General features: G+C 68.8%; 24 protein-coding genes. 7 read left to right on the plus strand and 17 right to left on the minus strand.

Going from position 1 to position 23,341, the window contains the following annotated elements; genetic code table 11:
* Positions 1 to 481, plus strand: a 481-nt coding sequence (locus tag RT91_RS11560) for a transposase (RefSeq protein ID WP_205408967.1), incomplete at its 5' end; no start/stop codon positions are given.
* Here the strand turns inward: RT91_RS11560 and RT91_RS21985 are convergent.
* The 4 genes from RT91_RS21985 to RT91_RS11575 all read right to left on the minus strand — a co-directional run bounded on the left by RT91_RS21985 (position 478) and on the right by RT91_RS11575 (position 3,750).
* On the minus strand, positions 478 to 642 hold the full coding sequence (locus RT91_RS21985; protein ID WP_160321856.1) for a hypothetical protein: 165 nt from the start codon (positions 640 to 642) through the stop codon (positions 478 to 480). The genes RT91_RS11560 and RT91_RS21985 overlap by 4 nt on opposite strands.
* Entirely contained in the window at positions 639 to 1,559 is a 921-nt protein-coding gene (locus RT91_RS11565; protein WP_007422104.1) for a branched-chain amino acid ABC transporter permease, read from the minus strand. The genes RT91_RS21985 and RT91_RS11565 overlap by 4 nt, the downstream gene beginning before the upstream one ends.
* Positions 1,559 to 2,434 (minus strand): branched-chain amino acid ABC transporter permease, encoded by an 876-nt coding sequence (locus tag RT91_RS11570; RefSeq protein ID WP_007422103.1) that lies wholly within the window; start codon positions 2,432 to 2,434, stop codon positions 1,559 to 1,561. The genes RT91_RS11565 and RT91_RS11570 overlap by 1 nt, the downstream gene beginning before the upstream one ends.
* A 77-nt stretch (positions 2,435 to 2,511) precedes the next feature.
* A complete protein-coding gene (locus tag RT91_RS11575) occupies positions 2,512 to 3,750 on the minus strand; it encodes an ABC transporter substrate-binding protein (RefSeq protein ID WP_007422102.1) in 1,239 nt (412 codons plus the stop codon).
* 283 nt (positions 3,751 to 4,033) lie between these two features.
* On the opposite strand from RT91_RS11575, the gene RT91_RS11580 reads away from it, so the two are divergent.
* From RT91_RS11580 to paaK, 5 genes are all read left to right on the plus strand, one after another.
* Positions 4,034 to 5,479 carry a type II and III secretion system protein family protein gene (locus RT91_RS11580; RefSeq protein WP_231295341.1) on the plus strand — a complete coding sequence of 482 codons (1,446 nt, stop codon included), beginning with the start codon at positions 4,034 to 4,036 and terminating at the stop codon, positions 5,477 to 5,479.
* A gap of 5 nt (positions 5,480 to 5,484) precedes the next feature.
* A complete protein-coding gene (locus RT91_RS11585) occupies positions 5,485 to 5,838 on the plus strand; it encodes a hypothetical protein (RefSeq protein WP_007422100.1) in 354 nt (117 codons plus the stop codon).
* Complete coding sequence (locus tag RT91_RS11590; protein ID WP_007422099.1) at positions 5,835 to 6,632, plus strand: tetratricopeptide repeat protein; 798 nt, start codon at positions 5,835 to 5,837, stop codon at positions 6,630 to 6,632. The genes RT91_RS11585 and RT91_RS11590 overlap by 4 nt, the downstream gene beginning before the upstream one ends.
* A 173-nt stretch (positions 6,633 to 6,805) precedes the next feature.
* Positions 6,806 to 7,267: a hydroxyphenylacetyl-CoA thioesterase PaaI gene (gene paaI, locus RT91_RS11595; RefSeq protein ID WP_082468589.1), complete on the plus strand. Its 462-nt coding sequence runs from the start codon at positions 6,806 to 6,808 to the stop codon at positions 7,265 to 7,267.
* Positions 7,268 to 7,271: 4 nt separating this feature from the next.
* Positions 7,272 to 8,555: a phenylacetate--CoA ligase PaaK gene (gene paaK, locus RT91_RS11600; protein WP_035187413.1), complete on the plus strand. Its 1,284-nt coding sequence runs from the start codon at positions 7,272 to 7,274 to the stop codon at positions 8,553 to 8,555.
* On the opposite strand, the gene RT91_RS11605 is transcribed toward paaK, so the two are convergent.
* The 7 genes from RT91_RS11605 to RT91_RS11635 are packed head-to-tail and all read right to left on the minus strand — an operon-like array spanning position 8,556 to position 14,888.
* Entirely contained in the window at positions 8,556 to 9,515 is a 960-nt protein-coding gene (locus RT91_RS11605; protein ID WP_007422096.1) for a D-glycerate dehydrogenase, read from the minus strand. It lies immediately after the preceding gene.
* The gene (locus RT91_RS11610) at positions 9,512 to 11,131 is read right to left on the minus strand and encodes an NTP transferase domain-containing protein (protein WP_035187414.1); all 1,620 of its coding nucleotides are present in this window, start codon (positions 11,129 to 11,131) and stop codon (positions 9,512 to 9,514) included. The genes RT91_RS11605 and RT91_RS11610 overlap by 4 nt, the downstream gene beginning before the upstream one ends.
* Complete coding sequence (locus RT91_RS11615) at positions 11,128 to 11,814, minus strand: XdhC family protein (RefSeq protein WP_011941547.1); 687 nt, start codon at positions 11,812 to 11,814, stop codon at positions 11,128 to 11,130. Before RT91_RS11615 ends, RT91_RS11610 begins: the two co-directional genes overlap by 4 nt.
* Positions 11,811 to 12,143 carry an XdhC family protein gene (locus RT91_RS11620; RefSeq protein ID WP_011941546.1) on the minus strand — a complete coding sequence of 111 codons (333 nt, stop codon included), beginning with the start codon at positions 12,141 to 12,143 and terminating at the stop codon, positions 11,811 to 11,813. Before RT91_RS11620 ends, RT91_RS11615 begins: the two co-directional genes overlap by 4 nt.
* Positions 12,140 to 13,351: a VWA domain-containing protein gene (locus RT91_RS11625; protein ID WP_007424299.1), complete on the minus strand. Its 1,212-nt coding sequence runs from the start codon at positions 13,349 to 13,351 to the stop codon at positions 12,140 to 12,142. The genes RT91_RS11620 and RT91_RS11625 overlap by 4 nt, the downstream gene beginning before the upstream one ends.
* The gene (locus RT91_RS11630; protein ID WP_007424298.1) at positions 13,348 to 14,250 is read right to left on the minus strand and encodes a MoxR family ATPase; all 903 of its coding nucleotides are present in this window, start codon (positions 14,248 to 14,250) and stop codon (positions 13,348 to 13,350) included. The genes RT91_RS11625 and RT91_RS11630 overlap by 4 nt, the downstream gene beginning before the upstream one ends.
* Positions 14,247 to 14,888 carry a carbon monoxide dehydrogenase subunit G gene (locus RT91_RS11635; RefSeq protein ID WP_011941545.1) on the minus strand — a complete coding sequence of 214 codons (642 nt, stop codon included), beginning with the start codon at positions 14,886 to 14,888 and terminating at the stop codon, positions 14,247 to 14,249. The genes RT91_RS11630 and RT91_RS11635 overlap by 4 nt, the downstream gene beginning before the upstream one ends.
* 112 nt (positions 14,889 to 15,000) lie before the next feature.
* Between RT91_RS11635 and RT91_RS11640 the strand changes: the two genes are divergently transcribed.
* On the plus strand, positions 15,001 to 16,275 hold the full coding sequence (locus RT91_RS11640) for a sodium:proton antiporter (protein WP_035187415.1): 1,275 nt from the start codon (positions 15,001 to 15,003) through the stop codon (positions 16,273 to 16,275).
* Between the two features lie 7 nt (positions 16,276 to 16,282).
* On the opposite strand, the gene RT91_RS11645 is transcribed toward RT91_RS11640, so the two are convergent.
* The 6 genes from RT91_RS11645 to RT91_RS11670 all read right to left on the minus strand — a co-directional run bounded on the left by RT91_RS11645 (position 16,283) and on the right by RT91_RS11670 (position 23,306).
* Complete coding sequence (locus RT91_RS11645) at positions 16,283 to 17,626, minus strand: sugar porter family MFS transporter (protein ID WP_035187416.1); 1,344 nt, start codon at positions 17,624 to 17,626, stop codon at positions 16,283 to 16,285.
* A gap of 56 nt (positions 17,627 to 17,682) precedes the next feature.
* On the minus strand, positions 17,683 to 18,318 hold the full coding sequence (eda, locus tag RT91_RS11650; RefSeq protein ID WP_035187417.1) for a bifunctional 4-hydroxy-2-oxoglutarate aldolase/2-dehydro-3-deoxy-phosphogluconate aldolase: 636 nt from the start codon (positions 18,316 to 18,318) through the stop codon (positions 17,683 to 17,685).
* Positions 18,315 to 20,129, minus strand: coding sequence for a phosphogluconate dehydratase (gene edd / locus RT91_RS11655; RefSeq protein ID WP_035187418.1), 1,815 nt, complete (start codon positions 20,127 to 20,129; stop codon positions 18,315 to 18,317). Before edd ends, eda begins: the two co-directional genes overlap by 4 nt.
* Positions 20,130 to 20,171: 42 nt before the next feature.
* Complete coding sequence (gene zwf, locus RT91_RS11660; protein WP_007424292.1) at positions 20,172 to 21,671, minus strand: glucose-6-phosphate dehydrogenase; 1,500 nt, start codon at positions 21,669 to 21,671, stop codon at positions 20,172 to 20,174.
* 80 nt (positions 21,672 to 21,751) lie between these two features.
* Entirely contained in the window at positions 21,752 to 22,525 is a 774-nt protein-coding gene (locus RT91_RS11665; RefSeq protein WP_035187419.1) for an L-iditol 2-dehydrogenase, read from the minus strand.
* Positions 22,526 to 22,532: 7 nt separating this feature from the next.
* The gene (locus tag RT91_RS11670) at positions 22,533 to 23,306 is read right to left on the minus strand and encodes an SDR family NAD(P)-dependent oxidoreductase (protein WP_007424290.1); all 774 of its coding nucleotides are present in this window, start codon (positions 23,304 to 23,306) and stop codon (positions 22,533 to 22,535) included.
* Positions 23,307 to 23,341 lie beyond the last annotated feature (35 nt).

Here is a 23,341-nt window from a genome sequence, read left to right on the forward strand (position 1 = left end):
CACGTTCAACGACCAGCATCGCGCCGCTCAAACGCGGGTTCGTGGCCTGATCTGGGATTTTTACGCGGACCTCAAAGCGTACCAGCAAAAACCGGGCAAGCGGCAGGCTCGGGCGTTACGGACCCGCTTCGACCGTATCTTCCTCTGCCGCACCGGCTTCGTGACGCTGGACCGTCTGCTGGCGCGGCTGCACGCCAACAAGGCCGAACTACTGATGGTGCTGGAACGGCCGGAAATCCCGCTCCACACCAATGGTTCGGAAAACGACATCCGCGGTCACGTCACGCGGCGGAAGATCAGCGCCGGAACCCGGAGTGAGACCGGCCGGGATTGCCGCGACGCGTTCCTGAGCCTCGCCAAGACCTGTGACAAACTTGGCATCGCGATCTGGGATTATCTGGGTAGCAGGTTCAAGGTGGTGGGGGCCGCGATCATCGCGCCGCTCGACTTCTACGTCAGAGCCCGCCTCCGCCCCACCTAACCAGTATCCGCGACAATTTCTTCGTTCCCGCCACCTGCTCGATCGTTGGCCTGCTGACCAAGTCGAACTCGGGTTACCCACCCTTTTGCCCCTCTTACGATCAGGCCGCCGAAGCGCTTGTGCAGCCCGCTGACGGCAAGGCGCGGGGTGGTGGAATTCATGCGCCCCTCCGGTGCGGCAGCAAGCCAAGCAGACCGTCCGGGAACAGCACGATCACCACCAGCGCGATCAGCGCGACGACGAAGGTGGAGAGCTGGCCGATCGGGCGGAGCAGTTCGCCGGCGACGATGAGGAAGACCGAGCCGATGGCGCCGCCGATGATGGTGCGGCGGCCGCCGAGCACGGCGGCGATGATCACGCGCACGCCGATCGAGATGTCGACCACGGCGCTGACCGAGGCGGTGCCGAGATAGAAGACGAGGAAGGCGCCGGCGAGGCCGGAGAACAGCGCGGAGACGGCGAAGGCGAGGATCTTGTGGCGGGTGGCGTTGAAGCCGAGCGCGGCCGCGGCCACCTGATCCTGCCCTGCGGCCTGCAGGATCATGCCCAGCGAGGAGCGGGAGATGAGGAACAGGATCAGGCCGCTGACCAGCATGAAGGCGAGCGCGTATTCGTAGTTCACGGCGCTGCTGATCGAGAGCACGTCCGGCACCGAGAGGCCGATCTCGCCGCCGGTGACGCCGGCGAAGATGACGATGGCCTGTTGCAGGAGCAGCACCGAGACCAGGGTGATCAGGCCGAGATAGGGGCCGGAAAGACGCAGCGCCGGGATGGCCAGGGCAACGCCGCCGGCCACCGCGACGATCGCGCCGACGACGACCGCGAGCGGCACCGGCAGGCCGAGCAGCGCGTTGGACATGCCCGCGCCATAGGCGCCGAGGCCGATCAGGAAGGTCGGGCCGAAATTGACCTCGCCGGCATAGCCGAACAGCAGGTCCCACGACATCGCGAAGACGGCGAAGTAGAAGGCGGTGGTCAGCACGCCGAGGATGTAGCCGTTGGCGCCGAGCGGAAAGAGCGCCAGCACGATGAGGAAGACCGCGAGCGCCACCAGGCGGGATTTCGGAATCGTCGACATCAGCGCCGTCCCAGCAGCCCTTGCGGCCGCATGTAGATCACCACGACGAGAAGGATGAGCGCCGGCACCTCGCGCAGCGAGGGCGAGACCAGATAGGCCGTCAGGGTTTCGATGTAGCCGACGATATAGGCGGCGATCAGTGTGCCGGAGACCGAGCCGAGGCCGCCCAGCACCACGATGGTGAAGGCACTGCCTGTCAGGCCCGGCACATAGCCCGAGCCCGAGCCGAGGAAGCTGCCGAGCAGCACGCCGGCGATACCCGCGAGGAGGCCGTAGATCACCCAGACGAAGAGATAGATCTGGTCGAGTTCGAAGCCGAGCAGGGTGAGCGCGCGCGGGTTGATCGAGGCGGCGAGCAGGCGGCGCCCGATCCGCGTGCGGTTCACCAGCAGCCACAGCGCGCCCATCACCGCCCAGGCAACGGCGGCGATGAAGATCTCGTTGATCGGGGTGCGCACGCCGAGGATGGACACCGTGCCGGCGATCAGCGGCTGCACCGTGATCGGGCTGTTGGTGAAGGCGTAGGACAGCGCCTCCTGGATCATGACACCCCAGAGCAGCGTCGCCGTCAGCACGAAGAGTTCGCGCTCGTGCGCGGGGACGGCGCGCGAATTTTCGATCGGGCGGACGATGCCGCCGTAAGTGACCAGCGCCGCGACAAGGCAGACGGCAAGTCCGGCGGCGGCGCCGACATAGGGGCCAAGGCCGATCGAGGTGCCGACATACCAGGCGATCATCGCGGCGATGACCATCAGGCCGCCATGCGCGAGGTTGAGGACGCCGGAGACGCCGAAGATAAGCGTGAAGCCCAGCGCGCCGAGCGCGTAGAGCGTGCTGATCGCGAAGCCGTCGATCAGGATCTGAATCGCGAGCAAGTCCTACCCTCCCAGGTCAGGCGAAATCGTGCGGGACTCCCGCCGGCGCGGATGCGGCCGGCGGGAGCGCGGGATGGTCAGGACTTCGGCGGCAGCTTGACGAAGCTCGGGAAGACGACCTTCGCATTCGCCAGCTTGAGCGGCCAGACGCATTTCTGCTGACCGTCCTGCCACTGGATGGCGACGCCGGTGACATAGTCCGGCCCATATTTGAGGGCGTGGGCGAACTTGCTCTTGGCGCCCTGGAAGGCGATGCGGCCCTGGGTACCGACCATGTTGGTCTTCTCGAGGGCGTGCACGATGGCAAGCGCCTTGGTCGATTTCGCGCGCTTCAGCGCGTCGGCGAGCGCATAGACGGCATCATAGGTCGAATACGCGGAGTAGGCCGGGGAATAGCCGAACTTCTTCTGGTAGGCGTCGGTGAACGGCAGGGTCTTCGGCGTGATGGCGACGCCGGGGGCCGAGGTGCTGCCGGTGATGACACCTTCGGTCGCGCCGTTGGTTGCTTTCCAGAACACCGAGGAGCCGGCCTGGGCGTTGATTCCGGCGAGCGCGATGGGCACCTTTTGCTGCGCCCACTGCACCGTCGGCTGCACGCCGACATGGGCCCAGCCGGCGATGATCACGTTGGGGTTGAGCTTTTCGATCTTCTGGTAGATCGGGGTGAAATCGGACGTGTTCGGCGCGAAGCGGATATTGTCGAGCACCTTGACGCCGATCTTGGGCAGGCACGCATCGTAGCCGGCGTCGAGCGGCTTGGTCCAGGCGGCGTCCTCGCTCATGACCACGGCCGTCTTCATGTGGAACTGGTCGACCAGCGTGTCTTTCGTCGCATCGCAGACGGCCTGGGCGAGATAGGCCGCCGGCATGTAGGCATGGAAGATGTACTGGTGCGCCTTGAAATCCTTGTGGACGTATTCAGACAGCTCGTTGGCGGCGGCGCCTGTGATCAGATAGGGCTCGTGCAGCCGTGCGGCCCAGGGTTCGAGCGCCAGCGCCACCTCGCTGACGAAGGTGCCGACGATGGCGACCGCATGGTCCTGCCGGACCATGCGCTGGAAGGAGCGGATCGCGTCGGTCGTCGAGAGGTGGTCGTCCTCGATCACGAGCTTGAGCGGACGGCCATTGATGCCGCCGGCCGCGTTGATCTGCTCGGCGGCGAGCACGGCACCATTGGCGATGGCCTTGCCGGGAATGGTGCCGATTTCCGAGGTGATGCCAACGACGATCGGACTGGCGGCCTGAGCCGCCGGTGCCGCGACCGCCACGGCCGCGCCAGCGATGACCGCGGCGAGCGCTGCTTTCTTTCCGGACATTCTAGTCTCCCCTTGTTGTAGACGGTTTTCAATTTAGTTGACGCGATCATGCCATAGGTTGCCCAATCGGCAAGGGGGTATCGCACACAGGAACGTGGTTTTCGGTTTTCGCCGTGCGAAATGCGCAATGGCAACCATTCGTTAAGGCAACTTCTCTAGAGTCCGTGAATGGCGGGTCCCTTGACCCGGCTCCGGCGCCAGGCGGCGCCGGCCCCATTTGAGGACAGATCGCCTTGGCCCTTCGACTGGACAGATGCTTCCGTCCCGCGCGGCGAGACCCGGCATGAGACGGACCGGCACCGCGCCGACGCAGAGCGGCACTCCCTCCCCTCGCCGGCTTATTCCGGCGCTTCTGGCCGCGGCGTTCGGCGCCGCGCTGGTTCCCGCCGCCGCCTCGCCGGCGCGACACGCCACAATGCGGCCGGCCGAAGCTGCGCGGGCCCGGGGCCTCACGATCGAGCAGGGTAGCGGCAGGCTCATCACCCTCAAAGGGTCGGCGGCAAATGTCTTCGTGGCCGATCCCGGCGTCGTCGCCGTGCGGCCGGCAAGTGCGCACACGCTCTTCGTGTTCGGCACGGCGCCCGGCTTCACCACCGTCGCGGTAACCGACGCGCAGGGCCACGCCGTTGCCACACTGCACGTCGCGGTGACGCCGAAGACCTATCCGGCCGCGGCCATCCGCGCCGGCGCCACGCGGTCGGCGCCCGGCGCCAGGCTCTCGATTTCGAGTGCCGCCAACGGCGTCGTCGTGCGCGGCAACGTGCCGACGCCGGTGCAGGATTACCAGATCATGCAGCAGGCGCACCTGATCGCCGGCACGGGCGCCAAAGTGGTCAACCAGACCGAGGTGCGGCTGCCCCAGCAGGTGGCGCTCAAGGTGCGGATCGCGCAGATGTCGCGCACCATCACCCAGCAGCTCGGCATCAACTGGCAGAGCGCCGGCAACGGCATCTCGGTGGGCAAGTTCCTGTTCGGCTTCAGCGCGCTCGACGTGCTGAACGGCTCGAGCCCGGCGACGCCGGCGGCGGGCAGCTACAATGCGGGGCTTTCGGTGGGCGGCGGCGCGATCGACAGCGTGCTGGACGCGCTGAACAGCGACAATCTCGCGCATATCCTGGCGGAGCCGACACTGACGGCGCTGTCGGGGCAGAGTGCCAGCTTCATCGACGGCGGGTCCTTCCCGGTGCCGGTGCCGGGGCAGAACGGCCAGGTGACGGTGCAGTACAAGAAATTCGGCGTGCAGCTGAAGTTCCGGCCGGTGGTGCTCGACAATGGCAGCATCATCCTGCATGTCCAGCCGACGGTAAGCTCGCCGACGACACAGAACGCCTTCCAGATCGCGGTGGCCGGCACGTCCATCGTGGTGCCGTCGCTGTCGACGCAATCGGCCTCGACGACGGTGGTGATCGGCAGCGGGCAAACGCTCGCCATCGCTGGGCTGCTGAGCAACAGCAGCAACCAGACCGACAAGTCGGTGCCCGGCCTCGGCGACATGCCGGTACTCGGCGCCGCCTTCCGCGACGACAACTACAACCGCCAGGAACAGGAACTCGTGATCCTGGTGACACCCTACCTCGTCAAGCCCGTGAACAACGCCGGACAGCTGATGACGCCGGACGAGGGCTGGTCTCCCCCCAACCAGATCCAGCGGATCGTCCTGCATCGCGACAGCGGCGGCGCCCGCCGCGAGATCGTCCTGCCCGGCCAGGCCGGCTTCATCCTGCGGTGAGCCCCATGCGCAAGTCACGCCTGATCGTTCTCGTCACCCTGGCTGGCGCGGCCGCCCTGCTGGCCGGCTGCGCCAGCAACGACCCGTTCGCGCAGCCGGGCAACTGGCACGAGAACGACGCGCCGATGCACAATATCGCCGTCGAACTGGTCAATCCGCACGACCTGGTTGGCGGGCATGGCGACGCCAGCTTCACCGGCCCGATCGCCGAGACGGCGGTAGGCAAGGCGCTGAAATCATCATCCTCATCATCCACGTCCGGCGCGGCGGGTAGCGCAGGCGGCGGCGGTACCTCGCTCGGCGGCGCGGGCGGCGGCCTGGCCGCGTCGTCCGGCGGAATGGGAGGGAGCGGACAATGAGCGCCACGGGGAACCGCACCCGGCAGATGCGGGCGGCGGTGCTCGCCCTCGCCGCGGCATCGCTCGCCGGCTGCGCGGCGCCGCAAAGAATGGGTGCGAACGAACCGACGCTCGGCGCCAACACGCTGAACGTTGCCAGAACGGCGCTTGCGGGCAACCGGCCGGATCTCGCCCTGCATGTCGCCAACGCGGTGCTGAAGGTTGATCCTGGCAATGACGAGGCGCGGCTGGTGCATGGCGACGCCGCCTATCTGCTCGGCGACTGCCGGACGGCGTCGGCCGATTACCGGGCGGTGCTGAAGGCCGCGCCACACACGGCGGGAGCGGAGATCGGCCTCGGGCGCTGTGCGCTCCGCACGAATGGTCGGGGCGCGGTTGCTGCGTTCCGGCAGGCGGCGGGCGACGATCCGCACAACGCCGTCGCCTTCAATGATCTCGGCGTCGCCCTTGCCAAGCGGGGCGCGTTCGGCGCCGCGGTTCCAGCATTCCGCAAGGCGCTGGCGCTCCGCCCGTCGTTCGCGGCGGCGCGTGCCAATCTGGGGCTTGCGACCGCGCTCGAAGGACAGCCTGGCGCCGGCGCGGCGATCATCGCGCCGCTCGCGCAGGGGGCGCAGGCCTCGGCGCCGGAACGCGCGAATTACGCCGCTGCGCTGGCGATGGCCGGGGATGAAGCCTCTGCGCAACGCGTGCTGAGCGCAGACATGCCGGCGGCCGAGGCTCGCGACATGGTGGCACAGCTGGCGCGGATCACGACCGTGCCGCATGCCGGTCAACCGCCGCACGCGGCCAACTGACGCGCCGGACGCCGGCTCGTTGCCGGACGGCGCGGCTATTGTGCAACCGATGATGGCGGAGTGAGGCCTCACACGCGGCTGGCGCAGCAGCGGTGGTTGCGCGATCCGGCTTTTGCGGCACACTCGGGGCAAGCGCCGTGCAACGGCGCGTCCGAGGAGGAACGCACGCCGCCATGACGGAGGAACATCAGCCGCCCCCACCCGAGTCCGCGGACAACATTGCCCGCCATGTCGGCCAGGCGATGTTCGAGGTGGACCGGGCGACGCGGTCGCTCGGCATCGAGCTCGACGAGATCGGGCCCGGTTTCGCGACACTCTCGCTGCGTCTCGGCGCGGCAATGGCCAACGGGCACGGCACCGCGCATGGCGGGCTGATCTTCACCCTGGCCGATTCGGCCTTCGCCTTCGCCTGCAACTCACATGGCGAGCGGGCTGTGGCGGCGCATTGCTCGATCACCTTCCTCGCACCGGCGCGGCCGGGGGAGCGGCTCATCGCCACCGCGCGGGAGGTGGTGCGGCGCGGGCGGAACGGGATCTACGATGTTTCGGTCAGCAACGATGACGGAATCGTCGCGGCGTTCCGCGGACAGTCGCGCACGATCGGCGGCTCGTGGCTCGATGACAACGGAGGGTAGCGGGATGGAGCGGGACGTCGAATTTGCCTCGCGTGACGAGGTTGTCGCGCTGCAGACGAGGCGGCTGAGGGAGGCGCTGCGCCATGCCTATGAGCGCGTGCCATTCTATCGCTCGGCGTTCGATGCGGCGGGGGTGCGGCCGGAGGATTTGCAGCGGCCGGAGGATCTGGCGCGGTTTCCGTTCACGGTGAAGGACGATCTGCGGCAGACCTATCCATTCGGCATGTTCGCGGTGCCGCGCGGCGAGGTGTTGCGGCTGCACGCCTCGTCCGGGACGACAGGGCGGCCGATCGTGGTGGGCTATACGCGGGCGGATCTCGATGTCTGGGCCGGGCTGGTCGCGCGGTCGATCCGGGCGGCGGGCGGACGGGCGGGCATGATGGTGCATGTCGCCTACGGCTATGGGCTGTTCACCGGCGGGCTCGGCGCGCATGCGGGCGCGGAGCGGCTCGGCTGCACGGTGGTGCCGGCCTCGGGCGGGATGACCGAGCGGCAGGTGCAGTTGATCGCGGATTTCGGGCCCGAGATCATCATGGTGACGCCGAGCTACGCGCTCGCGATCATCGACGAGTTCCGCCGCCAGGGGCGCGATCCGCGGGCGACAGCACTGCAATACGGAATTTTCGGCGCGGAACCCTGGACCAATGCGATGCGCGCCGAGATCGAATCGGCGTTCGGCATCGAGGCGACCGATATCTACGGGCTTTCGGAGCTGATGGGGCCGGGGGTGGCGCAGGAATGCGTCGAGACCAAGGACGGGCTGCATCTCTGGGAGGACCATTTCTACCCCGAGATCATCGATCCGGCGACCGGCGCGGTGCTGCCGGATGGGGAGACCGGCGAGCTGGTGCTGACTGCGCTGAGCCACGAGGCGATGCCGATCATCCGCTACCGGACACGCGACCTCACGCGGCTGCTGCCTGGTACGGCGCGGCCGGGGATGCGGCGGATGGAGAAGATCGGCGGGCGGGCGGACGACATGATCATTCTCCGCGGCGTGAACCTGTTTCCGAGCCAGATCGAGGAATTGCTGCTCGCCAACGAATGGGGCAGCGGGCATTTCGTGATCGAGCTGACGCGGCCGCAGCGGCTGGACGAGATGACGGTGCGGGCCGAGTGCCGCCCCGAGCACTGGGACGGCGCCGGACTCGCCGGCGAGGCCGCCGCCTTTGCGCATCACATCAAGGCGACGATCGGCGTCACAGCGCATGTGGTCATCGAACCGCCTGGGACTCTCGAGCGGTCGGTCGGCAAGGCAAAGCGGGTGCGCGACCTGCGGCCGAAATGATCAGGCGACGAGGTTGGCGGGGCTCCGCCCTGCCAGCACCTCCTCGATCCCGTCGAGCGCCAGCATGCCCATCGCAGTGCGGGTCTCGCGCGTGGCGCTGCCGAGATGGGGCAGCAGGACGACATTCTCGAGACCGAGATAGACCTCGGGCACGGCGGGTTCGGCGGGAAAGACGTCGAGCCCGGCGGCGCCAAGATGGCCGCTGGCGAGTGCAGCGGCGAGGGCTTCATCGTCGATCGTGGTGCCGCGGCCGGTATTGACGACGATGGCGCCCGGCTTGAGGCGGGCGATGCGCGCGGCGTTCAGCCAGCGCAGCGTCGCGGCGCCGCCGGGCAGGTGGATCGACAGGACGTCCGCCCCGGCGAGGAAGTCGGCCTCGTCGGCGATGAAGGCGGCGCCGCCCTCCTGCTCAGGCGGCAGGCGGCGGCGGTTGTGATAGACGACGCACATCGACAGGCCCTGCGCCATCCGCGCCAGCGCCTGGCCGATGCGGCCCATGCCGAGGATGCCGAGCGTCTTGCCCTGGAGGCTGGTGCCGAGGAGGTAGGTGGGTGTCCAGCCCGGCCAGGCGCGGGCGCGGACGATGCGCTCGCCCTCGCCGGCGCGGCGGGCGGCGGCGAGCATCAGCGTGAGGGCAAGCTCGGCGGTGGCGAAGGAGAGCACGTCCGGCGTGTTGACCACGGCGAGGCCGCGCGATTTCGCGGCGTCGAGATCGATATGGTCGGTGCCGACGGAGAAGGTGGCGAGGACGCGCAGGGTGGCGGGGATGCGGGCGATGGCCGCTGCGTCGAGCCGGTCGGCCGGGGTGATCAGGGCGGCGGCGGCGCCATCGAGCGCGGCGAGGAAGGCGGCGGCGTCGAAAGCGCCATCCTGCGCGAGGAAGCGGGCGGCGAAGCCCTCGGCGGCGCGAGCCTCGACCGGTGCGGGCAGCACTCGGGAGATGATCAGTCCTGGTTTCATGGGCGGTCCTTGAGTTCGGCCAGCGCGTCCCGCGTGTCGAAATCGCGCAGGACGGCATCGTCGGGCATTTCGACCTCGGCGATCCGGTCGACATGGCGGGCGAGGATGTGGCGCGCGCCGGCATCGCCGGTGAGGGCGGCGATTTCGGGGAAGAAGCTCCGGTCCCAGAGGATCGGGTTGCCCCGGCGGCCGCGATGGGTGGGGACAACGATGGCGCGGCCCTCGTCGGGGTCGTAGGCGGCGATCATCCGGTCGATCGCGGCTGCATCGACCAGTGGCATGTCGCCAAGGCAGATCAGCGCCGCCGCCGTGTCCGCCGGCAAGGCATTGATGCCAGCGGCGAGGCTCGCGGCCATGCCGGAGGCGAAGGCGGCGGCGTGGACGAAGCGGACCGGGCGGCCGGACAGCGCCTCGCGCACCGCATCGTCCTGATGGCCGGTGACGACGAGGACGAGGGCGGCGCGGGCGGCGAGCGCGTGATCGACCGTCGCGGCGACGAGGGCTCGGCCATCCTGCAGGCGGGCGAGGAGCTTGTTCTGCGGAGCGGCGCGCGAGGAGCTTCCGGCGGCCAGCACGATGACGGCGATTTTCGGCGCGGTGCGGCGGGTGGCGCGCGGCACGCGGGGTTCGGGGCGGGGGGCGAAATCCTTGAGCAGGCCGCCAATGCCCATCGAGGCGATCAGCGCGTCATCAAGGGGTTCGCCGGCGAAGACGCGGTCGAGCACGAAGTCGATGCCGTTGAGCCTGGGGCTGCGGGCGCAGCCGGGCAGGACGATGGCGGGCACCGCGCCGATGCGGCCGAAGCAGAGCAGGTTGCCGGGATCGACCGGCATGCCGAAGCGGTCGATCCGGCCGCCGGCTGCGGTGATGGCGGCGGGGGCGACATCGGCGCGGTCGGTCACGGCGGAAGCGCCGGCGATCAGCACCAGATCGGCCCCCTGGGCGAGAAGCGCGTCGATCGCGGCGCGGATCGGCGCGGTTTCGTGCGGGGTCTCGATCGGGTCGAGCAGGGCGCCGCCGCGGGCGGCGACGCGCTGGCGGGTGGCCTCGATCGTGTTGCGGATCGCCGCGTCCTTCAGCTGCGGCAGGCGGGAGAGGACAAGGCCGGTGCGCAACGGCCGGAACGCCTCGATCCGCAGCGGCGCGCCCTGGCCGAGCAGGGAGGCGGCGCGCGCCATCACCGCGCCGGGGACAGCGAAGGGGACGATCTTGAGGGTTGCCAGCATGTCGCCAGGGGCGACGGGTGTGGCATCCGGCAGGGTGCCGAGGGCGATCGCCTCGTCGAGCCCGTTGAGGGCGGCGATGGCGGCGGCATCGAGGCGGAACAGGCCGCGGGTTTCGGCGAAGACGTTGACGCGGCCATGCACCGGCGCGGCGACGCGCAGACCGGGGCCGGCGAAATGGGCGCCGAGGCGGCGGGCGGCATCTTCCTCCGGCACATCGCCTGGTTCGAGCCGGGCGACGGTGACCTCGGCATGGCCGGCGGCGCGCAGGGCGGCGATCAGCGCGTCATCGAGCACCGCACCCTTGTGGATGACGCGGTCGCGCGTCTTGAGGCTGTGGGCGAGGATGGCGCCGGCGAGATCGGCCGCGAGCGGGGCGGCGCCGAAGATCATGGCGCGGCGAGGCGACCGCGGCGGGCGGCGACGATTTCGGCAATGATCGACAGGGCGATCTCGGGCGCGGTGACGGCGCCGATATCGAGGCCGACCGGGGCGCGGATGCGGGCGAGCGCGGCATCATCGACCCCGGCGGCGCGCAGGCGATCGAGCCTAGCGGCGTGGGTTTTCCGCGAGCCGAGCGCGCCGACATAGAACGGATCGGCGGCCAGCGCCCGGCGCAGCGCCGGATCGTCGAGCTTGGGGTCGTGCGTGAGGGTGACGACGGCGGTACGGGAATCGAGGCCGAGACGGTCGAGCGCCTCGTCCGGCCAGTCGGTCGCGATGGCGACGCCGGGGAAGCGATCCGCGGTGGCGAAGGCGCGGCGGGGATCGACCACGGTGACGGCGAAGCCGGAGGCCAGCGCGAAGGGTACCAGCGCCTGGGCGATGTGCACCGCGCCGATGACGAGCAGCCGGGGGGACGGGTTGCGCGACTCGATGAACCAGGCGTCGTCGCCGATCGTGACGGTGCCGCTGCGGTCGGCGGCGAGCATGGAAGCGGCCTCGGCGGCAAGTGCGGTGGGGGCGGCCTCGTCCGGCAGGATGAAGGCCGCGCCGGTGGCGAGGTTGGTGGCGAAGGCGATCGGGCGGCGGGCGGCGGCGGCTTCGCGCAGGGCGGCGAGATGGGCGGCCTTCACGAGAGCTTTTCCACGAAGACCGAGACCTTGCCGCCACAGGCGAGGCCGACTTCCCAGGCGCGTTCGTCGGTGACGCCGTAATCGAGGCGCTGCGGCGTGCCGGTTTCGATGCTGCGCTGGGCGGCCTCGGCCACCGCGCCCTCGATGCAGCCGCCGGAGACCGAGCCGGCGATGCGGCCGGAGGCGGTGACGGCCATGCGGCTACCGACGCGCCGCGGCGAGCTGCCCCAGGTGCTGGTGACGGTGGCGATGGCCACCTGCTCGCCTTCCTCGTGCCAGGCGGCGGCGATTCCGAGAATGTCCTCGGCGTCGGATGCGGTGTCGCTCATTGGCGGGTCTCCCACAGGGCGGCGGCCTGCAGACGCGGCGGCGCCTCGCCCGACAGGGCTTGGACCAGGCTGCGCAGGCTGGCCAGGTTATGCACCGGGCGGAACTCGTCCACATAGGGCAGCATCGCCCGTGCGCCTTGCGATTTCGGCGCGAAGCCATCGTAGCGCAAGAGCGGGTTGAGCCAGATCAGCCGGCGCGAGGAGCGGTGCAGCCGCGCCATGTTGTCGGCGAGGCCGACGGCGCCCTCGCGGTCGAGCCCGTCGGTGACGAGAAGGACGACCGCGCCCTGCGCCAGCACGCGGCGGGCCCAGAGCCGGTTGAACTGGCCGAGCGCCTCGCCGATGCGGGTGCCGCCCGACCAGTCCGGTACCGCGCCGGCGACCTGCTCGAACGCCTCTTCCGGGTCGCGCCGGGCGAGCTGGCGGGAGATGTTGGTCAGCCTTGTGCCGAAGAGGAAGGTGGTCACGCGGTCGCGCTCGTTGGCGACGGCGTGGAGGAAGTGCAGCAGGATCTGCGCGTAGCGGGCCATCGAGCCGGAAATGTCGCACAGGACGACGAGCGGCGGCGGGCGGGTGAGCGGCACGCGGCGGGCGATGTCGAACACCTCGCCGGAATGGCGCATCGAATCGCGCAGGGTGCGCTTGAGATCGACCCGGCAGCCGCGGGCGGCGAGGCGGAAGCGGCGGGTGCGCCGTTCGTCGAGCGGGAGGGTGAGGCGGGCGATCTCGGCCTTGGCGGCGGCGATCTCCTCGGCGCTCATCGCCTCGAAATCGAGGGATTCGAGGCGTTCCTGGCCGGAGGCGGAGAGGAGCGCGTCGACCTCGCGGCGTTCGTCGGGGCGGGGTTCCTGCTCGCGCGACTTGGCCGCCTGCATCGCCTCGGCAAGGCGGCGGGCGCCGGCGGCGGCCTTTTCCTCGCGCGGGGCGCGGCCATCCATCGCTGCCAGCATCTGGGCGAATTTGGCGGCGTCGGGGTTGCGCCAGAAGACCGAGAAGGCCTGGTCGAACAGCAGCGCGTGCTCGTGCCGGCGCAGCATCACCGCCTGCAGCGCCGCTCGCATCACCCGCCGGTCGGTGATGTCGACATGGGTGAGCGCCTCGGCGGCGGCGATGACCTCGCCGGGGCCGACAGGCAGGCCGGCGCGCCGGAGCAGGCGCGCGAAATGCATCACATTCGGCGCGAGCCGTCCCGTATCGGAGGCGCTCATGCCGCCTGGATCGCCTCCCCGGTCAGGCGGGCGGCGGTCTCGCCACGGATTTTGGCGATGTCGTCCTGGTATTTCAGCAGGGCGCCGAGCGTGTCCTCGACCGCGGCGGGGGCGAGCTCGACCTCGTCCAGCGCGGCGAGGGCGGAAGCCCAGTCGATCGTTTCGGCGACGCCGGGGAGCTTGAAGATGTCGGTGGTGCGGATTCGCTGGACGAATTCGACCACCTGGGCGGAGAGCTTCGCCGGCACGCCGGGCGCGCGGGCGGCGAGGATGGCGCGCTCGCGGGCGGCATCGGGGTAGTCCACCCACTGGTAGAGGCAGCGGCGGCGGATCGCGTCGTGCACCTCGCGGGTGCGGTTGGAGGTGATGACGACGACGGGCCGGGTGGAGGCGGCGATGGTGCCGAGTTCGGGGATGGTGATCTGGAAATCGCCCAGCAATTCGAGGAGGAATGCCTCGAAGGGCTCGTCCGCGCGGTCGAGCTCGTCGATCAGAAGGACGGCGGGCGGCAGGCCCGGATCGATCGCCGAGAGCAGCGGGCGGCGGAGCAGGAATTCGGCGGAATAGAGCGTCTCGCGAAGGGAGGCGCGGCTGGCACCGCCGGATTCGGCAAGGCGGATTTCCATCAGCTGGCGGGCGTGGTCCCACTCGTAGGCAGCGGCGGCGAGATCGAGCCCGTCATAGCATTGCAGGCGCACGAGGCGCCGGCCGAGCTGCTCGGCCAGCACCTTGGCGATCTCGGTCTTGCCGGTGCCGGGCTCGCCCTCGAGGAAGAGCGGGCGGCCCATGGCGAGGGCGAGATGGACGCTGGTCGCCAGTGCCCGGTCGGCAACATAGTTGCCGCGGGCGAGCAGTTCGGCGGTTTCGGCGACGGTGCGCGGGAGGGAGGTTTCGGTCATCCAAGGAATTTAGAAATGACCAGCGCCACGACAACGGCGGAAATGATGATGGGGACCCAGATTCCGAGGGGCAGCCCGGCGATGACCGGGTTGCTGCGGTCCTCGCCATGGGCGGGATGGGCGTGGTCATGTGCGTGTTCGGCCATGCTGGTCGTCTCCTTGGTGGGGGTCGGCGCGGGTGCGGTTGCGGCTTCGGGCGCGGGCGCGAGCCGTTCGGAAAATTTCGTGAAGAAGGATTCGGCGTAGGATTTCGCCACCGAATCGATCAGGCGGGCCCCGAGCTGGGCCATCTTGCCGCCGATCTGCGCCGAGACCTGATAGGTCAGTTTCGTGCCGCCCTCGGCATCGGCGAGCTGCACCTTCGCCCCACCCTTGGCGAAGCCGGCGACACCGCCCTGCCCTTCACCGGAAATCGTGTAGGCGTTCGGCGGGTCGAGATCGGCGAGTGTCACCTTGCCATTGAACCGCGCGGAAATCGGGCCGATCTTGGCGGCAACGGTCGCGGTCATCTCGGTATCGGAGAGCTTTTCAATGGATTCGCAGCCCTGTATGCACGCCTTGAGGACTTCGGGGTCGTTCAGCGCGGCCCAGACCGCCTCGCGCGGCGCAGCAATCAGCCGTTCTCCCGACATTTCCATGGGGCGTGCTCTCCTTCGTGACCGTGTTCCGTTACCGCATCTTTAGTTTGAGGCCGCCGCGCGCGCAAATCCGCCCTGCTCTGCCTTGCGGCATCTTGAAAGCGGTGCGTCGATGCACCCGCAGGTGAACGAGCTTGCCGCACTGGCACCGTTCTTCGGCACTCTGGCAAGTTTCGCGCTGCTGCCCGGCGCGGCGCCACGAATCTGGCACCGATACATGGTACGGATCAGCCTGTTCTGGGTGGGGCTCGGCCTCGTGCTTGGGGCCGAGGCCGCCGGGCCGGCGGCGGCGCTGACGCAGCTGTGGCATTCAGGACTGGTCGATTTCCTCCCCTTCATCGCGGTGCTGATGGCACTCTACACTTTGGGCGGCGGCGTGCTGATCGCCGGCGGGCCGTGGGGACGGCCGGGCGGCAACCTCCTGCTGCTGGCGGCGGGCACGCTGCTCGCCTCGGCGATGGGGACGATCGCGGCCTCGCTGCTGCTGATCCATCCGCTGCTGTCGGCGAACGCGGCGCGGCGCGAGGTGCGGCACCTGGTGCTGGCGTTCATTTTCGTCGTCGCCAATGCCGGCGGCGCGCTGACGCCGCTCGGTGACCCGCCGCTGCTGATCGGCTTTTTGCGCGGGGTGCCATTTTTCTGGCCGTTGTTCAACCTTGCCGGGCCGATGCTGGTGGTGGTCTTGCCTGTGCTGGCCCTCACCTTCGCCATCGACTGGCGACTGGCGCGGCGTGAGCCGGTGCGGCCGGCTGAGCGGATCAGGGTGCGTGGCGGCGCCAATCTGGCGATGCTGGGCATCTTCATCGCGGTGCTCACGGTGGCCGGCATCGTGCCGGGACCGAAGATCGCGATCGGGCCGGCATCGCTGCCGGCGGGGCAGATCGCGATCACGCTGACAGCAATCGTCTTCGTCGCGGCATCCGAGCGGGTCACGCCGCGGGCAATCCGCGCGCGCAACCAGTTCGCCTGGGCGCCGATGCGCGAGATCGCCATCCTGTTCTTCGCGATCTTCGCGACGATTCCGCCGGTGTTGCGCACCGTGACGGCGGCGGGGCTGCCGCAATCGGCGGCGGGGTGGTTCTGGGCCTCGGGCCTGTCCTCGGCGTTTCTCGATAGCGGGCCGACCTATCTGATGTTCTTCGAGGCGGCGGGCGGCAACGCGGCGCAGCTGATCGCCCCGCCGGCGACGCTGCTCACGAGCTTCGCCGCCGGCTCGGTGCTGTTCGGCGGGCTGACCTATCTCGGCAATGCGCCGAACCTGATGATCCGCGCGATCGCCGCTCGGCGGGGCGTGCGGATGCCGGGCTTCTTCGGTTATATGCTGGCAGCATCCGCAGTGCTGCTGCCGCTCTTCGCGCTGACGACGCTGATCTTCTTCGCGGGCTGACGCCGCCTCAGGCGAGGCGACCCTCGCCTTCCAGCGCAGCCTCGATCTGTTCGAGGCTGCGCCCCTTGGTCTCGGGCACCAGGAACCAGGTGAAGACAAGGGTAATCAACGTCATCGCCGCGTAGATCAGGAAGGTCGGGCCGCGGCCAAGACCGTGGACGAGGTCGAGAAAAGTGATCGAGACCAGCATGTTGAACGCCCAGTTGGCGATGGTCGCCAGCGACATGCCGCGGCCGCGCACCGCGAGAGGGAAGATCTCGGCAATCAGCAGCCAGAAGACCGGACCGAGGCCGATGGCGAAGAAGGCGACATAGGCGGCGACCGAGATCACCGTGACCCAGGCGAGGCCACCCTGCATTCCGGCAATGAAGCCGCCGGCGACGGCGAGCAGGGTGACCAGCATGCCCGACAGGCCAACCAGCAGCAGGCGGCGACGGCCGGCGGAATCGAGCAGGCGCATGGCGACGAAGGTCATCACCACGTTCACGAGGCCGACGCCGGCGGTGGCGAGGATGGAGACCGAAGCGGAGGACAGGCCGGCCTTCTGGAAGATGGTGGGCGCGAAATAAATGACGGTGTTGATGCCAGTGATCTGCTGGAACACCGCAAGGCCGATGCCGACGATGAGCGGCATGCGGGCGCGCGGCTCCAGCAGGACGGACCAGGGGGCCGTCGGGCGGCCTTCGCGGGCAAGATCCTGCCGGAGGTCACGCAGTTCGCTCTCGACATCGTGCCCTCCGCGCAGGAAGGCGAGCGATTTGCGCGCAGCCTCACGGTGGCCCTTGCCGGCCAGCCAGCGCGGGCTCTCGGGCAAGACCAGCATGCCGGCGAACAGGATGACACCCGGTAGTGCGCCGAGCGCGAGCATCCAGCGCCAGCCATCGCCGCCATGGGAGAACAGGTAGCCGACGCCGTAGGACACCACGATGCCGATGGTGATGTAGGCCTGGTTGATCGTCACGACCGCGCCGCGCTTGTCGCGCGGCGACATCTCGGAAAGGTAGAGCGGCGTGAGCATCGAGGCGACGCCAATGGCGCCGCCGACAAGGACGCGGCCGGAGAGCAGGATTGCCACGCTCCAGGCCGCGGCGGAAAGCAACGCGCCGAGGACGAAGACCGCCGCCGTGACCAGCAGGACGGGGCGGCGGCCGAATTTGTCGGACAGGGTGCCGGCGACGGCAGCGCCTACCGCCGCGGCGCCGAGAGCGATGGCGACGACCACGCCCTGCATTGCCGGGCCGAGGTGAAAGACGTGCCGGATGAACAGCAACGCACCCGAGATCACTCCGGTGTCATAGCCGAACAGAAGTCCGCCGAGACCCGCGATGATGGCGATCACCGTGAAATTCATGGCCTTCTCCCGATCGCCGCCGGGAGGGCGGCTCTATCGGGAGATAGACAGCGAGGCTACCGTTTCAATGCGGCGGCCTGGGCGGCAAGCTTGGCGATTCCCGCCCAGTCGCCGGCGCGCAGCGCGGCGGCAGGGGTGAGCCAGGAACCGCCGACGCAGATCACGTTGGCGAGAGCCAGGTAATCGGGCGCGGTGGTGGGAGTGATTCCGCCGGTCGGGCAGAAGGTGACCTCGTGGATCGGCGCGCCGATTGCCTTCAGCATCGGGATGCCGCCGGCCTGCTCGGCCGGAAAGAATTTTTGGTAGCGGAAACCGGCCTCAAGCAGGTGCAGCACCTCGGTCGGCGTTGCGGCACCGGGGAGGAATGGCACGCGGCTTTTCGCCGCCGCGGCATGCACGGCGGGACTGGAGCCGGGCGAGACGACGAATTTGGCGCCGGCTTCCTCGATCTCGCGATATTGCGACGGGGTGAGCACGGTGCCGGCGCCGACGACCATTTCGGGGACCGCTTCGGCCATCGCCGCGATCGCCTCCATCGCCGCCTTCGTGCGCAGCGTGACCTCGACGACGCCGACGCCGCCCTCGATCAGGGCGCGGGCGAGCGGGACGGCATCCGCCGCGTTGTCGATCGTCAGGACCGGGATGACCGGCGAGACGGCGAGCAGGGCATCGAGCCCGTCCTGGCGGTTCATGCGAAGACGCTCGCGCCGAGATCGGCCCCGGCGACGGCGGCGCGGAAGGCGCCGAACAGGTCGCGGCCGATGCCGTGGTGATGCGCCGAGAGATCAACCTCCGGGAGCGGCCGCGCCGCGAATTCCGCCTGATCCACCTGAACCTCCAATATGCCGGCCTCGCAGTCGAGCCTGATCATGTCGCCATCCCTCACCTTCGCCAGCGCGCCGCCGCAGGCGCTTTCCGGCGTCACGTGGATCGCCGAGGGCACCTTGCCGGAGGCGCCGGACATCCGCCCGTCGGTGACGAGGCCGACCTTGAAGCCGAGATCCTGCAACACGCCGAGGGGCGGTGTCAGCTTGTGCAATTCGGGCATCCCGTTCGCCTTCGGGCCCTGATGGGTGACGATGGCGACGAAATCGCGGTGCAGTTCGCCGGCCTTGAACGCCTCCTGCATCGCTTCCTGGCTGCGGAAGACGCGGGCCGGGGCGACGACGACGCGGTGCTCGGGCTTGACGGCGGAGATTTTGGTGACCGCCTGGCCGAGATTGCCGTGCATGATGCGCAGGCCGCCATCCTTGCTGAAGGGCTCGGTCGCATCGCGGAGGATGTCGCGGTTGAGGCTTGCGGCCGGGGCGGGTTTCCAGCGCAGGACCTTTTCCTCCAGCACCGGCTGGTCGCGATAGGCCTGCAACCCGTCCGGGCTCCAGACGGTGCGGGCATCGCCGTGCAGCAGGCCGGCATCGAGCAGGGCGCCGATCAGCACCGGCATGCCGCCGGCGGCCTGAAAATGGTTCACGTCGGCACTGCCGTTGGGATAGATGCGGGTGAGCAGCGGGATGTGTTCGGAGAGATCGGAGAAATCCTGCCAGGTGATGGCGATGCCGGCGGCGCGGGCCATGGCGACGAGGTGGATGGTGTGGTTGGTCGAGCCGCCGGTGGCGAGCAGGCCGATCATGCCGTTAACCACCGTCCGCTCGTCGACCATCTGGCCGACCGGGGTGAATTCGTTGCCGCGGGCGGTGATTTCGAGGATGCGCTTCGCCGCCGCACCGGTCAGCGCGTCGCGCAGCTCGGTGTTGGGGTTGACGAAGGAGGCGCCGGGCAGATGCAGGCCCATGATCTCCATCAGCATCTGGTTGGAGTTGGCGGTGCCGTAGAAGGTGCAGGTGCCGGGGCTGTGATAGGCGCCGATTTCGGACTCGAGCAGTTCCTCGCGGCCGACCATGCCCTCGGCGTAGAGCTGGCGGACGCGGGACTTCTCGGTGTTGGAAATGCCCGAGGGCATCGGCCCGGCGGGGACGAAGATCGCCGGCAGGTGGCCGAAGGACAGGGCGGCGATGACGAGGCCGGGGACAATCTTGTCGCAGACGCCGAGCAGCAGCGCGCCGTCGAACACGTCATGCGAGAGGGCGATCGCGGTGGCCATGGCGATGACGTCGCGCGAGAAGAGCGAAAGCTCCATCCCTTCCCGCCCCTGGGTGACGCCGTCGCACATCGCCGGCACGCCGCCGGCGACCTGGGCGATGCCGCCGGCCTCGCGCACCGCATGCTTGATGAGGTCGGGGAAGCGGCCGAAGGGCTGATGCGCCGAGAGCATATCATTATAAGATGTGACGATGCCGATATTCGGCTTGTCGTCGCGCTTGAGGTCGTCCTGCTCGGCCTTGGCACAGCCGGCCAGGGCGTGGGCGAGATTGGCGCAGCCGACCGCGCTGCGGTGCACGCCGCGCGAAATCAGCGCACCGGTGCGGGCGAGATAGGCGGCGCGCCCGGCCTCGCTACGCGCCCTGATCCGGTCGGTGACCCGTGCGATCGCATCCTGAACCATGTCTTTGCTCCTCGCAGTGCGCGCGGCCCGTGCGGGGGCGCGTCAGTCGCCGGCGCCGTAGCCGGCCTGTTCGTCGAACCAGGTGCGGCCGTCGCGGACGATCATCGCCACCGCCTCGGACGGGCCCCAGGTGCCGGCGGTGTAGAGCTTGGGACGGTCGCCGGCGGATTTCCAGGCATCCAGGATGGATTCGGTCCATTCCCAGGCGGCCTCGACCTCGTCGCGCCGCATGAACAAGGTGGCGTTGCCGCGCACCACATCCATCAGCAGGCGCTCGTAGGCATCCGGCATGTGGTTGTTCTTGAAGGTTTCGGCAAAGCTCAGGTTGAGCGGGGCGTTGCGCAGGCGCAGGCCGCCGGGGCCGGGTTCCTTCGTCCACAGATGCAGGCGGATATGCTCGTCCGGCTGCACGCGGATGACGAGGCGGTTCGGCATCGCGTGATCCGAGCCGGTGGGGAAGATCCAGTAGGGCACCGGCTTGAACTGGATGACGATTTCCGAAACCTTCTCGGGCATCCGCTTGCCGGTGCGCAGATAGAACGGCACGCCGGCCCAGCGCCAGTTGCGGACCTCGACCTTGAGGGCGGCGAAGGTTTCGGTGGTGGAGCCGGGGGCGATGTCCTTTTCCTCGGCATAGGATTTCACCGGGCCGCCTTTGATCGCGCCGGCGCGGTACTGGCCACGGACGGATTTTGTTGCGATATCGTCACGGGAAATCGGAGCGAGGGATTTCAATACCTTGATCTTCTCGTCGCGCACTTCCTCGCGGTCGAGCGTTGCTGGCGGCTCCATCGCCACGAGGCAGAGCAGCTGCATCAGGTGGTTCTGGATCATGTCGCGCAGCGCGCCGGTATGGTCGTAATAGCCACCGCGATCCTCGACGCCGACGGTCTCGGCGACGGTGATCTGCACATGGTCTATGCCGTTATGGTTCCAGACCGGTTCGAACAGCGAGTTGGCGAAGCGCAGGACCAGGAGGTTCTGCACCGTTTCCTTGCCGAGATAATGATCGATGCGGAAGATGTTGCGCTCCTCGAACACCGCGCCGACACGGTCGTTGATGGCGCGGGCGGAGGCGAGGTCGTGGCCGATCGGCTTTTCCAGCACGATGCGGGTTTCAGGCGTTTGCAGGCCGTGGGCGTGGATGTTGTCGGCGATCGGGCCGTAAAGCTCGGGAGCGGTGGCGAGGTAGAAGACGCGGATCTGGCGCGGCTCGTCGCTGAGCAAAGTGGCAAGTTCAGGCCAGCCGCGCGCGGCCTTGGCGTCGACGGAGACGTAGTGCAGCCGGGCGAGGAAGCGGGCAAGAACCTCGGGGTCGAGCTTGTCGGCGATGAATTCGCGCAGACTGGCCTCAACCAGTTCGCGAAACCCCTCGCCCGTCATGTCGGTTCGGGCAGAGCCGACGATGCGGGACGTTTCCGGCAGTTGACCATCGAGATCGCGGAGGTAGAGCGCGGGCAGAAGCTTGCGGCGCGCGAGATCGCCGGTGCCGCCGAACACCACGTAGTCGAACGGGTCGATGATGGGCTGGGAAAAATTCATGGGTCAAAATAATCCCTGGTTGCCGCTGCCCCGTATAGGCCGGGCCGCCGGTCAACTCAACACCGGCGGTCCGCTTGCGTTCAGTTCATGCAGTTGCCGCCATCGACGTTGAGCGTCTGGGCGACGACGTATTCCGCCTCGTCGGAGGCGAGGAAGATGGCGGCACCGACCAGATCGTCCGGCCGGCCCATCCTTCCATAGGGCACGGCAAGGCCGACCTGACGCTTCTTCTCGCCAACCGGCAGGCTTTCATATTTCGCGAACAGCGCATCGACCTCTTGCCACATCGGCGTGTCCACCACGCCGGGGGAGATGGCGTTGACGCGGATGCCGTGGCGGATCAGGCCGAGCCCGGCAGACTGGGTGAGGCTGATCACCGCCGCCTTGGTGGCGCAATAGACGCCGACCAGCGCCTCGCCGCGGCGGCCGGCCTGAGAGGCCATGTTGATGATCCGCCCGCGCCGGCCGTTGGCGATCATCTGCCGGGCGACCGCCTGCAGGGTAAACAGAAGGCCCTTCACGTTGACCGCGAAGAGACGGTCGTAGCTTGCCTCGGTGATGTCGGCAATCGGCGCGAGGTCGAACACCGCGGCGTTGTTCACCAGAATGTCGAGCCCGCCGCGCGCGGCGGTGAAATCGGCGAAGGCGGCGATCGAGGCCATCTCCGCCACATCGAGCGCACAGGCATGCGCCTGCGGCCCGAGTTCGCGCGCGGCGGCGGCTGCCGCCTCCAGTGACCGGTCGGCAATGCAGACCGTGGCACCCTCGGCGATGTAGCCCGCCGCCATCGCCCGGCCGATGCCACCGGCCCCGCCGGTGATGGCTGCGTATTTGCCCTGCAGGCGTCCGCTCATCGCTGCCTCACCAGACCGTGTAGCCGCCATCGGCGAGGACGATCGAGCCAGTCATCAGGCTCGACGCGTCGGAAGCAAGGAAGAGCACCACCGAGGCGATTTCGTGCGGCTGGCCGACGCGGTGCATCGGCGTCATGTCGAGCCAGATGCGGTTGAGTTCGGGATCTTCCATGCCGAAGCGGGTCAGCGGCGTGTCGATATAGGTGGGAGCGACGGCGTTGACGCGCACGCCGCGATCGGCCCACTCGCCGGCGAGCGAGCGGGTGAGGTGATGCACCGCCGCCTTCGAGGCATTGTAGAACGACTGCTTCTGCGGCTTGTTCGAGATGAAGCCCGACATCGAGCCGGTGTTGACGATGACGCCGCGCTGGCGGGCGAGCATCGCGCGGCCGAAGGCGCGGGCGCACCAGAACACGCCGTTGAGATTGACGTTGATGACGTCAAGCCAGTGCTCGTCGGTAACATCCTCGGCGGCGACGCCCGAGCGGGCGATGCCGGCATTGTTCACCAGGATGTCGATCGCCCCGAATTTCGCATTCAGGCTGTCCGCCGCCGCGTTCACCGCGTCGGGGTCGGTGACGTCGAGCACGATGGCATCGGCCGAGTAGCCAAGCCTGGCGAGTTCGGCCTTGCCTTCCTCGCAGACATTCGCATCGCGGTCGGCGATGACGACATGCGCGCCGGCTTCTGCCAGAGCGGTCGAACAGGCGAGGCCGATCGCGCGGCCGCCGCCAGTGACGACCGCGTTGCGCCCCTTGAGGTCATATTTCTCGAGATACATGTCCGCTCCTTGTGTTGTCCGGCACTGGCAACGTG

Origin of the sequence: Acidiphilium sp. JA12-A1, assembly GCF_000724705.2 — a bacterium.
In the GTDB taxonomy this organism is placed as follows: domain Bacteria; phylum Pseudomonadota; class Alphaproteobacteria; order Acetobacterales; family Acetobacteraceae; genus Acidiphilium; species Acidiphilium multivorum.